The sequence below is a fragment of the Burkholderia sp. Bp9142 genome (assembly GCF_003853415.1).
Lineage (GTDB): Bacteria > Pseudomonadota > Gammaproteobacteria > Burkholderiales > Burkholderiaceae > Burkholderia.
Map to the genome: position 1 here is coordinate 14,185 of NZ_QTPP01000031.1, position 13,080 is coordinate 27,264.

Consider the following 13,080-nt stretch of genomic DNA (forward strand, 5'->3'; position numbering starts at 1 on the left):
GGGCGGCGCCAAAGCGCACTACGCTTGAACAGTCTCCGGCGTTTCGGGAGGGTGTCATGTTGCAGATCGGTTCCACCACGTTCGACGCGCAACTCGTCGACATCACGACGCTCGACGTCGACGTGATCGTCAATGCCGCGAACGGTTCGCTGCTCGGCGGCGGCGGGGTCGACGGCGCGATTCATCGCGCGGCCGGCCCGGGCCTCCTGGCCGAATGCCGCACGCTCGGCGGCTGCGAGACCGGCGACGCGAAGCTCACGCGCGGCCACGGGCTGCCGGCCCGGTACGTGATTCATGCGGTCGGCCCGGTGTGGCACGGCGGCGGGCGCGGCGAGCCCGAGCTGCTCGCGGCCTGCTACCGGCGTGCGATCGAGCTGGCCGAGGAGGTGGCGGCGACATCGATTGCATTCCCGGCGATCAGCTGCGGCGTATACCGCTATCCGGCCGACGAGGCCGTCGACATCGCGGTCGGCACGGTCGCCGAAATGCTGCCGCAGGCGCCGAACCTCGCGCGCGTGGTGTTCGCGTGCTTTTCATCCGACCTATACGACCTGTATCGTGCGCGGCTCGCGCGCATCTAGTACGCCCGGCCGCGCAGCGCGAGCCGGGCGTGCGTGTCAGGCGCCGCCTTCGAAGCCGGCCTGGCGCCACGCCTCGAACACGACCACGGCCACCGTGTTCGACAGGTTCAGGCTGCGGTTGCCCGGCCGCATCGGCAGGCGCACGCGCTGTTCGTTCGGGAGGCGCTCGAGCAGGTCGGCCGGAAGCCCGCGCGTTTCCGAGCCGAACACGAACCAGTCGCCCGGCACGAATGCGTGGTCGTGGAAGCGGCCCGAGCCGCGGGTCGTGAACGCGAACATTCGCGCGGGATCGGGCGCTTCGGCCGCGACGAACGCGTCCCAGTCGCGGTGCACGCGCATTTGCGCGTACTCGTGATAGTCGAGGCCCGCGCGGCGCATCTTCGCGTCGTCGAGCGGAAAGCCGAGCGGCTCGATCAGGTGCAGGCGCGCGCCGGTGTTGGCGCACAGGCGGATCACGTTGCCGGTGTTCGGCGGAATTTCGGGAGCGACGAGGACGACGTTGAACATGGTTGGGTCTGGCTGGGCCGGCCGGGGCGGAGCGACGTGCTTTCCTTCCCGGCCGGCCGGTTCGTGACGGCCGCCGCGTGCGGGCGGCCGGCCTCTCTATCTAATTAATCCCTGGCGGTGCGCAGCGCAACCAGATTCGTCACGCGCGCGGCCCCCGCCGCCTTCAATGCCCGCGCGGCGGCCGCGAGCGTCGCGCCGGACGTCATCACGTCGTCGACGAGCGCCACGTGGCGGCCGGTGAGGTCGCCCGCCGCCGAGAACGCCGCGATCACGTTGTCGCGCCGCGCGCGCCGGTCGAGCCGCGACTGCGGCGCGGTTTCGGCCACGCGCGCGAGCAGCGCCGCTTCGGCGCGCACGCCGAGCCTGCGCGCGAGCGGCCGCGCGATCGCCCACGCCTGGTTGTAGCCGCGCGCGACGAGCCGTCCGTGCGACAGCGGCACCGGCGCGATCACGTCGAAGCCGCCCGCGGCGCGCAGCGCGTCCGCGTCGTCGACCCGCTGCGCGAGCCGGGCCGCGAATTGCGCGCCGAGTGCGAGCCGCGCATGAAACTTCAGGCCACGCGCGAGCGCGTCGAGCGGCGCGCGGTAATCGGCGAGCGCGAGCGTCGCATCGAACGGCGGCGGTGTCGCGCGGCATGCATCGCACCGGTAGGCGAACGAAGCGCCGGCGCCGGCGGGCCGGCCGCGGGCCCCGCGCGGACGCGGCCGCCCGACACCCAGCGGCACCGCGCAGACATCGCAGCGCAGCCGTGCTTCATTCCAGTAAGCGGCGTCGCAGGCGCTGCAAATCACCGTGTGTGACAAATTGCCGCACAGTGCGCATCGATTCGGCAACGCGAGCGTGACGACCTGCACGGCCAGCGCGCGAACCTGCGACAAAACGACGCGCATCGGGCGCGGGGCGAAACGGCGATCCATCGCGAACACTCCTGGCGGCCCCGTCTCGCTGAAGGCTGCGAGGCGAGCGAGTATACTTCGGGCTCTTCGCCAGTGTGCCCGACATGTCCCCAGCTTCGACTCCAACCGGCCGTCCGGCCAATGACGCCCGGCGCTTGCGGCGGATCTTCGATCGCCGTGCCGCCGCGTTCGACGCGGTTGCGTTCCTGCCGCGCGAGATCGCGCAGCGGATGAACGAGCGTCTCGAATACATCAAGGTGAGCCCCGCTGCCGTGCTCGATGCGGGCTGCGGCGCGGGCGACGACCTGCCGGCGCTGCGCGCGCGCTTTCCCGAAGCCCCGGTGTTCGGCGTCGACCTGTCCGGCGCGATGCTCGCGCGGGCGGGGCAGCGCGAGGTCGAGCAGGCGAGCTGGCGCCGCTGGCTGCCCGCGTCGCTCGGCCGGGCGCTGGGCCAGCGCGGCCCGCGCGTCGCGCAGGCCGACTTCTCGGCGCTGCCGTTCGCGGCCGGCGCGTTCGACCTGATCTGGTCGAATCTCGCGCTGCACTGGCACTCGCGTCCCGATACGGTATTCCCCGAATGGCAGCGCGTGCTGCGCGTGAACGGCCTGCTGATGTTCAGCACGCTCGGCCCCGACACGCTGCGCGAGCTGCGCGCGGCCGGCGCGGACGCCGAAGCGGCGCTCGGCATCGCGCCACCCGCCGCGCGCGTGATCGATTTCGTCGACATGCACGACCTCGGCGACATGCTCGTCGAGAGCGGCTTCGAGATTCCGGTGATGGACCAGGAAGTGCTCACCGTCACGTACAAGACGCCCGATTCCCTGCTGGCCGACGTGCGCCGCTGGGGCGCCTATCCGTTCGACCGCGCGGCGCCGCAGCGCGCGACGCGGCGCTTTCGCGCGGCGCTCGGCGACGCGCTGGAAGCGCGCCGGCGCGCGGACGGCACGATTGCGCTGACGTTCGAGGTGATCTACGGCCACGCGTGGAAGGCCGTGCCGCGCACGACCGCCGAGGGTCACGGGATCGTGCGTATCGAAGATATCGGAAAGGGGCGTCCGAAGAATCGGTAAAGCGGTAAAGAGGGGTTTTGTTATGTCTGAAATTAGCGGCGCAAAGCAGGGTCGAATTGAGGGCGAAAACGGCCGGGAAGCTTGTGGCGCTTGGCTTGCGGGCCGATAGCCGCTTGCTTGTGGATGCCATTGAACCCGCCTATAATGCGTCAGCTTGTCGTCCCGGGGTCCCCGCAATACGGGGCGACGAGTCCGATGCAGGCATGCATCGCATGCCATTCGCGTGAGGCGGCGATGGAAGCAGCGAGGGTTTCGGCGGAGACGGCGAACGGCGAACCGGTCCTCGAGGACTGGCTCATGAAGCGCAACTGTTCGGTGTCGCCGCGCCAGTTCGTGCTGTTTTACGCGTCGCTCGCGGGCTTCTCGCTGGTGATCGCGGCATTGCTGATGTGGCGGGGGGCCTGGCTCGTCATGCCCTTCACCGGAATCGAATTGCTGGCGGTAGGAATCGCGTTCGCGATCTATGCCCGTCATGCGGTCGATTACGAGCGCATCAGGCTGTTTCCGCACCGGCTCGTGATCGAGCGGATGGATGCGGAGCGGTTCACGCAGATCGAATTCAACCCGCGCTGGGTGCGGGTCGAGCCGGGTGCGACGCCACGCGATCCGATTCGACTGGTATCGCGCGGGCAGACCGTCGTAATCGGGCAGCATCTCGCGCAGCACAAGCGTGCGCAGTTCGCCGACGAACTGCGCGTCGCGCTCAGGCGCTGCGGCTGACGAAGCGCGGGCACCGGCCGGAACGGGCGGGCGGCTTGCGACGGGGGAGGGTTTGAATGGAAATTTTGGGTAAGGATGCTATGAAAACAATCAAGCGAGCCCTCACGGGCGTGCTGGCATGCAGCGGATTGCTCTTTGCCGGCGCGGCTCTGGCGGTCGGTGATAGCCCGGGCGGCCCCCGCGTCAACGAGATCAACTTTCAGCCGCCTGTCACGAAGATCGCCGAGGAGCTCTACGATCTCCACACGATGATGCTGATCCTGTGTACGGTGATCTTCGTCGGCGTGTTCGGCGTGATGTTCTATTCGATCTTCGCGCACCGCAAATCCAAAGGCCACAAGGCCGCCAATTTCCATGAAAGCACGACCGTCGAGATCATCTGGACGATCGTGCCGTTCGTCATCGTCGTGCTGATGGCGCTGCCGGCCACGAAGGCCGTCGTCGCGATGAAGGACACGACCAACGCCGATCTCACGATCAAGGTCACCGGCTACCAGTGGAAGTGGGGCTACGACTACGTGAAGGGCCCGGGCGAGGGCATCAGCTTCCTGTCGACGCTCAGCACCCCGCGTGACGAAGTGATGGGCAAGAAGCCGATCACCGACACCTATCTGCAGGAAGTCGACAACCCGCTCGTCGTGCCGGTCAACAAGAAGATCCGCATCATCACGACCGCGAACGACGTCGTTCACTCGTGGTACGTGCCCGCGTTCGGCGTGAAGCAGGATGCGATCCCCGGCTTCGTGCGCGATACGTGGTTCAAGGCCGACAAGGTCGGCACGTTCCGCGGCTTCTGTACCGAACTGTGCGGCAAGGAACACGCGTTCATGCCGGTCGTCGTCGTCGTGCTGTCGGACGACGACTACGCGAAGTGGGTGACCGCGCAGAAGGCCAAGCTGGCCAGCGCGTCGGTCGATCCGAACAAGGTCTACACGATGGCCGAACTCGTCGCGCACGGCGAGGAAGTCTACAAGGCGAACTGCGCGGCCTGCCACCAGGTGAGCGGCAAGGGCCTCGGCGCGTTCCCGGCCATGGACGGCAGCCCGATCGTGAACGGCCCGATCACCGGCCACGTCGAACGCGTGCTGAACGGCAAGGGTGCCATGCCGTCGTGGGCGTCGCTGTCGGACCTCGACATCGCATCGGTCATCACGTACGAGCGCAACTCGTGGGGCAACCACAAGAACGACCTGCTGCAGCCGAAGCAGGTGGCTGATGCGCGCAACGGCAAGATGCCGGAAGACACGGCAGGCGCGGCAGCGCCGGCCGAAGCGGCCTCGGCACCGGCGCAAGCCGCGTCGGGCGCGGCCGAGCAGCCGGCGGCAGCATCGGCTGCACTGTCGACGATCTACTTCGAAACGGGCAAGAGCGTGCTGCCGGCCGACGCGAAAGCGGCGATCGCAGCGGCAGCCGACTATGCGAAGGCACATCCGGACGCGAAGCTCGCGCTGTCGGGTTTCACCGACAAGACGGGCTCGGCCGACGCGAACGCCGAACTGGCCAAGCATCGTGCGCAGGCCGTGCGCGACGCGCTGAAGGCAGCAGGCGTGGCGGAAGACCACATTATTCTCAAAAAGCCGGAAACGATCACGGGCGGGGCTGACGCGAAGGAAGCCCGGCGGGTCGAGATCGGGCCGGCGGCTTGACGTGTCGCTGAGTTAGTCGACGTATTCGCATTAGGAGATTCTCATGTCTAGCATCGGGCACGACGTAGCCGCGGACCACGCGCACGACGACCACGCGCACGAAATGCCGCACGGCTGGCGGCGCTGGCTGTTCGCCACCAACCACAAGGACATCGGTACGCTGTACCTGCTGTTCTCGTTCATCATGTTCCTGTCGGGCGGCGTGATGGCGCTCGGCATCCGTGTCGAGCTGTTCGAGCCGGGCCTGCAGATCATGCGTCCGGAGTTCTTCAACGAACTCACGACGATGCACGGCCTGATCATGGTGTTCGGCGCGATCATGCCGGCGTTCGTCGGCTTCGCGAACTGGATGATTCCGCTGCAGATCGGCGCGTCCGACATGGCGTTCGCGCGGATGAACAACTTCAGCTTCTGGCTGCTGCCGGTCGCGGCCGTGCTGCTCGTCGGTTCGTTCTTCGCGCCGGGCGGCGCGACGGCCGCCGGCTGGACGCTGTACGCACCGCTGTCGACGCAGATGGGCCCGGGCATGGACTTCGCGATCTTCGCGGTCCACATCATGGGCGCATCGTCGATCATGGGCGGGATCAACATCGTCGTGACGATCCTGAACATGCGCGCACCGGGCATGACGCTGATGAAGATGCCGATGTTCGCATGGACCTGGCTGATCACCGCGTACCTGCTGATCGCCGTGATGCCGGTTCTGGCAGGCGCGATCACGATGGTGCTGTTCGACCGCCACTTCGGCACGTCGTTCTTCAACGCGGCAGGCGGCGGCGACCCGGTGATGTACCAGCACATCTTCTGGTTCTTCGGCCACCCCGAGGTGTACATCATGATTCTGCCGGCGTTCGGGATCGTGTCGCAGGTGATCCCGGCGTTCGCACGCAAGACGCTGTTCGGCTATAGCTCGATGGTGTACGCGACGGCTTCGATCGCGATCCTGTCGTTCATGGTCTGGGCGCACCACATGTTCGCGACGGGCATGCCGGTCACCGGCCAGCTGTTCTTCATGTACGCGACGATGCTGATCGCGGTGCCGACGGGCGTGAAGGTGTTCAACTGGCTCGCGACGATGTGGCGCGGCTCGATGACGTTCGAAACCCCGATGCTGTTCGCGATCGGCTTCCTGTTCGTGTTCACGTTCGGCGGCCTGACGGGCCTGATGCTGGCGATGGCACCGCTCGACATCCAGTACCACGGCACCTACTTCGTGGTGGCGCACTTCCACTACGTGCTGGTGGCCGGGTCGCTGTTCGCGCTGTTCTCGGGCTGGTACTACTGGGCGCCGAAGTGGACGGGCTGGATGTACAACGAGACGCGCGGCAAGATCCACTTCTGGTCGTCGATGATCTTCTTCAACCTGACGTTCTTCCCGATGCACTTCGTCGGTCTCGCGGGCATGCCGCGCCGCTATGCGGACTACCCGGCGCAGTTCACGGACTTCAACCAGGTGGCGACGATCGGCGCATTCGGCTTCGGCCTCGCGCAGGTGTACTTCCTGTTCGCGGTCGCGCTGCCGGCCTACCGTGGCGGCGGCGAGCTGGAAAAGGCGTCGGACAAGCCGTGGGATGGCGCGACGGGCCTCGAGTGGACGGTGCCGAGCCCGGCTCCGTTCCACACGTTCGAGCAACCGCCGCACGTCGAATAAGTCTTGCCCAGCGTTCCGCCGCTGCCTGCCACGCAGGCAGGCGCGGCGGGCGCCAAATCGCAGTTTCAGCGAAGTTTCAGATGAACCGGAATCCACAGGAAAGACGAACGCCCGAGCAGATTCGCGCGGGCAACAAGCGGCTCGGCCTCATCCTGCTCGTCATCGCCGCCGTTTTCTTTGTGGGTGTCGTGATCAAGCAGTGGTGGCTGTCCACTCACTGATGCAGCAACTGACGCAGTAGCGAGGAAGTAGTCGTATGTCGAAGCCGGAAGCGGGCGCCGTCGATCGGGCGTTCAATCGTTCGATGCTGGTGAAGCTCTTCGTCGTGGCCGGACTGATGTTCGGCTTCGGCTTCGCGCTGATCCCGATGTATCGCGCGATCTGCCAGATCACCGGCATCAACAACCTGGTGCAGCGCGATGTCAGCGAACGCGAGGCGAAGAACTCGCAGGTCGACACCAGCCGCACGGTGTCGGTCGAGTTCGATGCGAATGCGCGCGGCCCGCTCGGTTTCAAGCCGGAGCACAACAGCCTCGACGTGCATCCGGGCGAACTGACGACCATCGTGTACGACGTGACCAACGGGCAGGGCCGGCCGATGGTCGCGCAGGCGATTCCGAGCTACGCGCCGAAGCAGGCGACGGAGTTCTTCAAGAAGATCGAGTGTTTTTGCTTCACGCAGCAGACGCTGGCCGCGAACGAGTCGCGCAAGATGCAGGTGGTGTTCGTGATCGATCCGAAGCTGCCGAAGGACGTGAAGACGATCACGCTGTCGTATACGTTCTTCGAACTGAATACGCCGGCCGAGCCGGCGCCGGCACCGCGCAAGACGGCGGCGCAGGGCGCGGCGAAGCCGGACGCATGACGACGGAGACGGGGCGATGACGGAGACGAAGCGGAGCGGGTCGTTCGGCCAGGCGTTGCGAGCGGTGTTGTGGTCGTTCTTCGGGGTGCGCAAGCGGCGCGACCTGGAGGCCGATGCGACGCAGCTCAATCCGCTGCACGTGCTGATCGTCGCGTTGATCGCGGCCGGCGTGTTCATCGGCGTGCTGATCCTGATCGTGCGTGCGGTCGTGGGCTAAGGCCCGCGGCCACGAAAGAATGCAGTGCGCGGCGCCCGGGCGCTGCGTACGGGAAAGAGCGGCGGCCGTCGCGCCGCGCAAGAAATAAATCCGGAGCGGTTTCCGGTACACAAATTGGACTGAAGTGGAGAATCAAGCATGAGCGGTCAAAACCAGACCCCGTACTATTTCGTGCCGCATCCGTCGCACCATCCGATCAGTGCGGCCATCGGCTTGCTGGTCATGCTCGGGTCGGCGGCGCTGTGGATCAACGGTCACGACTGGGCGCCGTTTACGGCGCTGCTCGGCCTGCTGTGGTTGCTCTTCACGCTGTATCACTGGTTCGGCGACGCGATCGCCGAGTCGGAAGGCGGTCATTACGGCAGGAACGTCGACAAGTCGTACCGCTGGAGCATGAGCTGGTTCATCTTCTCCGAAGTGATGTTCTTCGGCGCATTCTTCGGCGCGCTGTTCTATGCGCGTGAAATCGCGCTGCACCAGCTCGGCAGCCTCGACTACAAGCTGATCTGGCCGGACTTCTCCGCCGTGTGGCCGAACGAGGGTCCCGCCGCGCTCGCCGGTCACTTCAAGACGATGGGCCCGTGGCCGGTCCCGACGATCAACACCGCATTCCTGCTGGCGTCGGGCGCGACGCTGACGGTGTCGCACCATGCACTGCGTGACAATCACCGCAACAAGGCGATCGCCTGGCTGGCCGCGACGCTCGTGCTCGGTGTCAGCTTCCTGTTCCTGCAGGGCTTCGAGTACTACCACGCGTACAACGAACTGAACCTGACGCTGAACTCGGGCGTGTACGGTTCGACGTTCTTCCTGCTGACGGGCTTCCACGGCTTCCACGTGTTCCTCGGCGGCACGATGCTCGCGGTGGTGCTGGTGCGGATGATCCGCGGCCACTTCAAGCCGGATCACCACTTCGCGTTCGAAGGCGCCGCATGGTACTGGCACTTCGTCGACGTCGTCTGGCTCGGCCTGTACGTCGTCGTCTACTGGCTGTAAATGGAACAACGGCCCGCGCAGCGATGCGCGGGCCGTTTTCATTGGTGGGGACGGGGCAGCGGCTGGCTGCTTGCGCTCAACACCCACGGCGCCGCCGCGACTCAGTCAGGCGGCGCTTTTGCTTGGTGGCGCGGCTGTGCGGCGATATGTCACAGCGGTCACAGCGGCTGCCGTGGCGAACCCGTCAACGTCCGATCGGCAGGCCGGTCGAATGGATCCAGCCCATCCAGTTCGCGATCAGGATGAACAGGAACAGCGAGACCGACAGCCCGACGCGGGTGGCAAGCGACCAGACCATGCGTTTCGTATGGCCGCGGTCGTGCATCATGAAGTAGAGCGCCGAGCCCATGCTGGCGACGATGAGGACGAAGGCGATGGGAACGAGGATGTGCATGACACGAACCGGACGACGGCAATTCGAAAGGAAGAGGATGATTATCGCACTTCGTTTTTGCGAATGCGCCTGGCGGGTGGCCCGATGAAGATCCGCTGGCTGCCTGCGCTGCTGATTCTCATCGTCGTCGCGGTCACGATTCGCCTCGGGTTCTGGCAGCGCGACCGCGCGCACCAGAAGGAAGCGCTGCAGGCGAGCGTCGTGCGCTACGAGCACGCGGTGCCCGTCGACGTCGGTGCGCAGCCGATTCCGCTCGCGTCGATCGAGTTCCACCGCGTGCGGGCGAGGGGCCGCTTCCTGCCGGAGCAAGCGGTGTTCCTCGACAATCGGCCGTATAACGACCAGCCGGGTTTTTACGTCGTGATGCCGTTTAAACTCTCGGGCGGCGGCGTCGTGCTGGTGAACCGCGGCTGGCTGCCGCGCAACATCGCCGATCGCACGGCGATCGAGCCGTTCCCGACGCCCGACGGCGACATCGAGATCGAAGGCATCGCGCGCGCCGACGCGTCGCGCGCGTTCGAACTCGGCGAAGGCGGCTCGGCCGCGCACCAGAAGATCCGGCAGAACCTGGACGTCGCCGCGTATGCGAAGGAAACGGGGCTGCCGCTGCAGCCGTTCGTGATCCAGCAGACGAGCGACGACGGCGACAAGCTCGTGCGCGACTGGCCGGCGGCGACGACCGGTGTCGAGCGCAATTACGGTTACATGTTTCAGTGGTGGGCCATGGCGGCCGCCGCGCTCGGCTTCGGCCTGTACGCCGCGCGGCGTGCGGCGAAGAAGCCGGCCGGCGCGTGAGCGCCATGCCAGGACGCGGCGCAAGCGCCGCGGGTTCGTTTCGAGAGGTCTGATTTGTCCATGCAATCTCCCCGTCAGGGTCCGGCCGCGGCGCCGGTTTCGCCGGCAGCCCGCAAGCGCGGCCGCTGGATGCTCGTGCTGCTCGGGCTCGTGTGCGCGGCGCCCATCATCGCGTCGTACTTCACCTATTACGTGATCAAGCCGAAGGGCGGCTCGACCAACTACGGCACGCTGATCGAGCCGCAGCGGCCGATCCCGGCCGACCTGCAGGTCACCGACGAAACCGGCAGGACGGTGCCGCTGTCGTCGCTGCGCGGCGTGTGGCTGTTCGTGATGACCGACCGCAGCGCGTGCGACGACGCATGCGCGCAAAAGCTCTATTTCATGCGCCAGATCCGCGTCACGCAGGCGGGCGAGCGGCACCGGCTCACGATGGTGTGGCTGCGCGGCGATGCGGGCGCGATTCCGCAGAAGGTGCTGGACGCCTACCCGGACACGCGCCGGCTCGTCGCCGATCCGGCCGCGGTGGCCGCGTGGCTGCCGGCCGACGCCGGCACGAAGGACAGCGACCACCTCTACATGGTCGACCCGAACGGCAACCTGATGATGCGTTTTCCGAAGAACCCGAACCCCAGCAAGATCAAGTCGGACGTGACGAAGCTGCTGAAGTGGTCGAGCATCGGCTAAGGCGAGACAACGAGGCACACATTCGATGTCGTATCTACTGCAACTCGGCCTGATCGGCTTCTGCATCGCGCTGCTGCCGCTGTCTTACGTGTGGGTGAGGGCCGACGACAACAAGTTCCGCAAGCTCGTGTGGATCACCACGTTCCTGACCCTCGACCTGGTGATGTTCGGCGGCTTCACGCGGCTGACCGATTCGGGCCTCGGCTGCCCGGACTGGCCCGGCTGCTACGGCACGTCGTCGCCGTTCATCGCGCACGCCGCGATCAAGGCCGCGCACCAGGCGATGCCGACCGGCCCCGTCAGCATGACGAAGGCCTGGATCGAGATGATCCACCGCTATTTCGCGATGGCGATCGGCGTGCTGATCATCGCGCAGGTCGTGATCGCATGGTCCGCGCGGCTGCGCCGCCGCCCGCTGCACGTGTCGCCGTGGTGGCCCACCAGCCTCTTGCTGCTGATCGTCGTGCAGGGCGTGTTCGGCGCGTGGACGGTCACGATGAAGCTGCAGCCGGTGATCGTCACGACCCACCTGCTGCTCGGCCTCGCGCTGCTCGGCACGCTCGGCTGGCTCGCGGCGCGGCAGACGCCGCTGCCGTCGCATGACCCGGAGGCCGGCCGCTACCGCGCGGCCGCGCTCGCGGCGCTGGTGCTGCTGGTCGTGCAGATCGCGCTCGGCGGCTGGGTGAGCACCAACTACGCGGTGCTCGCGTGTACCGATTTCCCGACCTGCAACGGCCAGTGGATCCCGCCGATGAACTTCGGCCAGGGCTTCCATCTGTGGCGCGCGCTCGGGATGACGAAGGACGGCGACGCGATCACGCAGGACGCGCTGGTCGCGATCCACTGGACCCACCGCACGTTCGCGTTCGTCGTCGTCGCGTACCTGGCGGCGTTCGCGCTGAAGATGCGCCGCTTCGAGTCGCTGCGGCGGCCCGCGAACGGCGTGCTGGTGGTGGTCCTGCTGCAGTTCCTGACGGGCCTGACCAACATCGTGCTGCAGTGGCCGCTGCCGGTCGCCGTCGCGCACAACGGCGGCGCCGCGATCCTGCTGCTGCTCGTCGTCATGTTAAACTTTCGCATCCTTTCAAGCCGCCCCGGCCGTGTCGTGCAGCCCGCGCGCGACGCCGCCCCGGCGTGACCGCCCCCATGCAAAGCACCCTTTCCCAATCGCCCGGTAGCCGGTTCTCGCAGTACATGGCGCTGACGAAGCCGCGTGTCACGCAGCTCGCGGTGTTCTGCGCGGTGATCGGCATGTTTCTCGCGACGCCGGGCATGGTGCCGTGGCATGTGCTGATCGGCGGCACGGTCGGCATCTGGCTGCTGGCCGGCGCCGCGTTCGCGATCAACTGCCTCGTCGAGCAGAAGGTCGACGCGATGATGCGCCGTACCGCGTGGCGTCCGTCCGCGCGCGGCGAGATCACGACCCCGCAGATCCTGGTGTTCTCGGCCGTGCTCGGCAGCGTCGGCGCGTGGACGCTCTATACGTTCACGAACCCGCTGACGATGTGGCTGACGATCGCGACGTTCGTCGGCTACGCGGTGATCTACACGCTGCTGCTCAAGCCGATGACGCCGCAGAACATCGTGATCGGCGGCGCGTCGGGCGCGATGCCGCCGGCGCTCGGCTGGGCCGCGGTCACCGGCGCGGTGCCCGGCGACGCGTGGATCCTCGTGCTGATCATCTTCGTGTGGACGCCGCCGCATTTCTGGGTGCTCGCGCTCTATCGCCGCAAGGACTATGAAAACGCGGGCCTGCCGATGCTGCCCGTCACGCACGGCGAGAAGTTCACGCGGCTGCACATCCTGCTGTACACGGTGATCCTGTTCGCGGTCACGTTGATGCCGTTCATCTCCGGGATGAGCGGCGCCGTCTACCTGACGAGCGCGGTGCTGCTCGGCGCGGTGTTCCTCGCGTATGCGTGGAAGATCCACCGCGACTATTCCGACGACCTCGCCCGCAAGGCTTTCCGTTACTCGATCGTCTACCTGTCGCTGCTGTTCGCCGCGCTGCTCGTCGATCACTATGCACGCCCGCTGCTCGGCGTGTAACCGCAC

Annotated in this window: 16 protein-coding genes; 13 read left to right on the plus strand and 3 right to left on the minus strand. The window is 66.8% G+C overall.

Annotation, left to right across the window (positions count from 1 at the left end; genetic code table 11):
- The first annotated feature begins 56 nt into the window (after positions 1 to 56).
- The gene (locus tag DIE22_RS27605) at positions 57 to 581 is read left to right on the plus strand and encodes an O-acetyl-ADP-ribose deacetylase (RefSeq protein ID WP_124606524.1); all 525 of its coding nucleotides are present in this window, start codon (positions 57 to 59) and stop codon (positions 579 to 581) included.
- Between the two features lie 36 nt (positions 582 to 617).
- On the opposite strand, the gene trmL is transcribed toward DIE22_RS27605, so the two are convergent.
- Positions 618 to 1,088, minus strand: a complete 471-nt coding sequence (gene trmL / locus DIE22_RS27610) for a tRNA (uridine(34)/cytosine(34)/5-carboxymethylaminomethyluridine(34)-2'-O)-methyltransferase TrmL (protein ID WP_124496702.1) — start codon at positions 1,086 to 1,088, stop codon at positions 618 to 620.
- A 104-nt stretch (positions 1,089 to 1,192) separates the two neighbouring features.
- Positions 1,193 to 2,005 (minus strand): ComF family protein, encoded by an 813-nt coding sequence (locus DIE22_RS27615; RefSeq protein ID WP_124496704.1) that lies wholly within the window; start codon positions 2,003 to 2,005, stop codon positions 1,193 to 1,195.
- 83 nt (positions 2,006 to 2,088) lie between these two features.
- Between DIE22_RS27615 and DIE22_RS27620 the strand changes: the two genes are divergently transcribed.
- The 8 genes from DIE22_RS27620 (at position 2,089) to DIE22_RS27650 (ending at position 9,149) form a co-directional block, all read left to right on the plus strand.
- Positions 2,089 to 3,054, plus strand: coding sequence for a methyltransferase domain-containing protein (locus tag DIE22_RS27620; RefSeq protein WP_124496706.1), 966 nt, complete (start codon positions 2,089 to 2,091; stop codon positions 3,052 to 3,054).
- 195 nt (positions 3,055 to 3,249) lie between these two features.
- Positions 3,250 to 3,774 carry a DUF2244 domain-containing protein gene (locus DIE22_RS27625; RefSeq protein ID WP_124496768.1) on the plus strand — a complete coding sequence of 175 codons (525 nt, stop codon included), beginning with the start codon at positions 3,250 to 3,252 and terminating at the stop codon, positions 3,772 to 3,774.
- 56 nt (positions 3,775 to 3,830) lie between these two features.
- Positions 3,831 to 5,420: a cytochrome c oxidase subunit II gene (gene coxB / locus DIE22_RS27630; protein WP_124496707.1), complete on the plus strand. Its 1,590-nt coding sequence runs from the start codon at positions 3,831 to 3,833 to the stop codon at positions 5,418 to 5,420.
- 43 nt (positions 5,421 to 5,463) lie between these two features.
- Positions 5,464 to 7,071 carry a cytochrome c oxidase subunit I gene (gene ctaD, locus DIE22_RS27635; RefSeq protein ID WP_124496708.1) on the plus strand — a complete coding sequence of 536 codons (1,608 nt, stop codon included), beginning with the start codon at positions 5,464 to 5,466 and terminating at the stop codon, positions 7,069 to 7,071.
- 80 nt (positions 7,072 to 7,151) lie between these two features.
- The gene (locus DIE22_RS38335) at positions 7,152 to 7,292 is read left to right on the plus strand and encodes a cytochrome oxidase small assembly protein (protein ID WP_006760728.1); all 141 of its coding nucleotides are present in this window, start codon (positions 7,152 to 7,154) and stop codon (positions 7,290 to 7,292) included.
- 35 nt (positions 7,293 to 7,327) lie between these two features.
- Positions 7,328 to 7,936 carry a cytochrome c oxidase assembly protein gene (locus tag DIE22_RS27640; protein WP_124496709.1) on the plus strand — a complete coding sequence of 203 codons (609 nt, stop codon included), beginning with the start codon at positions 7,328 to 7,330 and terminating at the stop codon, positions 7,934 to 7,936.
- A 16-nt stretch (positions 7,937 to 7,952) separates the two neighbouring features.
- The gene (locus tag DIE22_RS27645; RefSeq protein WP_006760730.1) at positions 7,953 to 8,153 is read left to right on the plus strand and encodes a DUF2970 domain-containing protein; all 201 of its coding nucleotides are present in this window, start codon (positions 7,953 to 7,955) and stop codon (positions 8,151 to 8,153) included.
- A 138-nt stretch (positions 8,154 to 8,291) separates the two neighbouring features.
- A complete protein-coding gene (locus tag DIE22_RS27650; RefSeq protein ID WP_124496710.1) occupies positions 8,292 to 9,149 on the plus strand; it encodes a cytochrome c oxidase subunit 3 in 858 nt (285 codons plus the stop codon).
- A 184-nt stretch (positions 9,150 to 9,333) separates the two neighbouring features.
- Here DIE22_RS27650 and DIE22_RS27655 read toward each other — a convergent pair whose 3' ends face one another.
- Positions 9,334 to 9,543: a twin transmembrane helix small protein gene (locus DIE22_RS27655; RefSeq protein WP_124496711.1), complete on the minus strand. Its 210-nt coding sequence runs from the start codon at positions 9,541 to 9,543 to the stop codon at positions 9,334 to 9,336.
- 84 nt (positions 9,544 to 9,627) lie between these two features.
- Between DIE22_RS27655 and DIE22_RS27660 the strand changes: the two genes are divergently transcribed.
- Genes DIE22_RS27660 through cyoE form a run of 4 tightly spaced genes read left to right on the plus strand, consistent with a single transcriptional unit; the run spans position 9,628 to position 13,074 of the window.
- Complete coding sequence (locus tag DIE22_RS27660; RefSeq protein WP_260426779.1) at positions 9,628 to 10,338, plus strand: SURF1 family protein; 711 nt, start codon at positions 9,628 to 9,630, stop codon at positions 10,336 to 10,338.
- 60 nt (positions 10,339 to 10,398) lie between these two features.
- On the plus strand, positions 10,399 to 11,025 hold the full coding sequence (locus tag DIE22_RS27665) for an SCO family protein (RefSeq protein WP_124496713.1): 627 nt from the start codon (positions 10,399 to 10,401) through the stop codon (positions 11,023 to 11,025).
- A 25-nt stretch (positions 11,026 to 11,050) separates the two neighbouring features.
- Positions 11,051 to 12,163, plus strand: coding sequence for a COX15/CtaA family protein (locus tag DIE22_RS27670; RefSeq protein ID WP_124496714.1), 1,113 nt, complete (start codon positions 11,051 to 11,053; stop codon positions 12,161 to 12,163).
- 8 nt (positions 12,164 to 12,171) lie between these two features.
- Positions 12,172 to 13,074, plus strand: a complete 903-nt coding sequence (gene cyoE / locus DIE22_RS27675) for a heme o synthase (protein ID WP_124496715.1) — start codon at positions 12,172 to 12,174, stop codon at positions 13,072 to 13,074.
- The last annotated feature ends 6 nt before the right edge of the window (positions 13,075 to 13,080 follow it).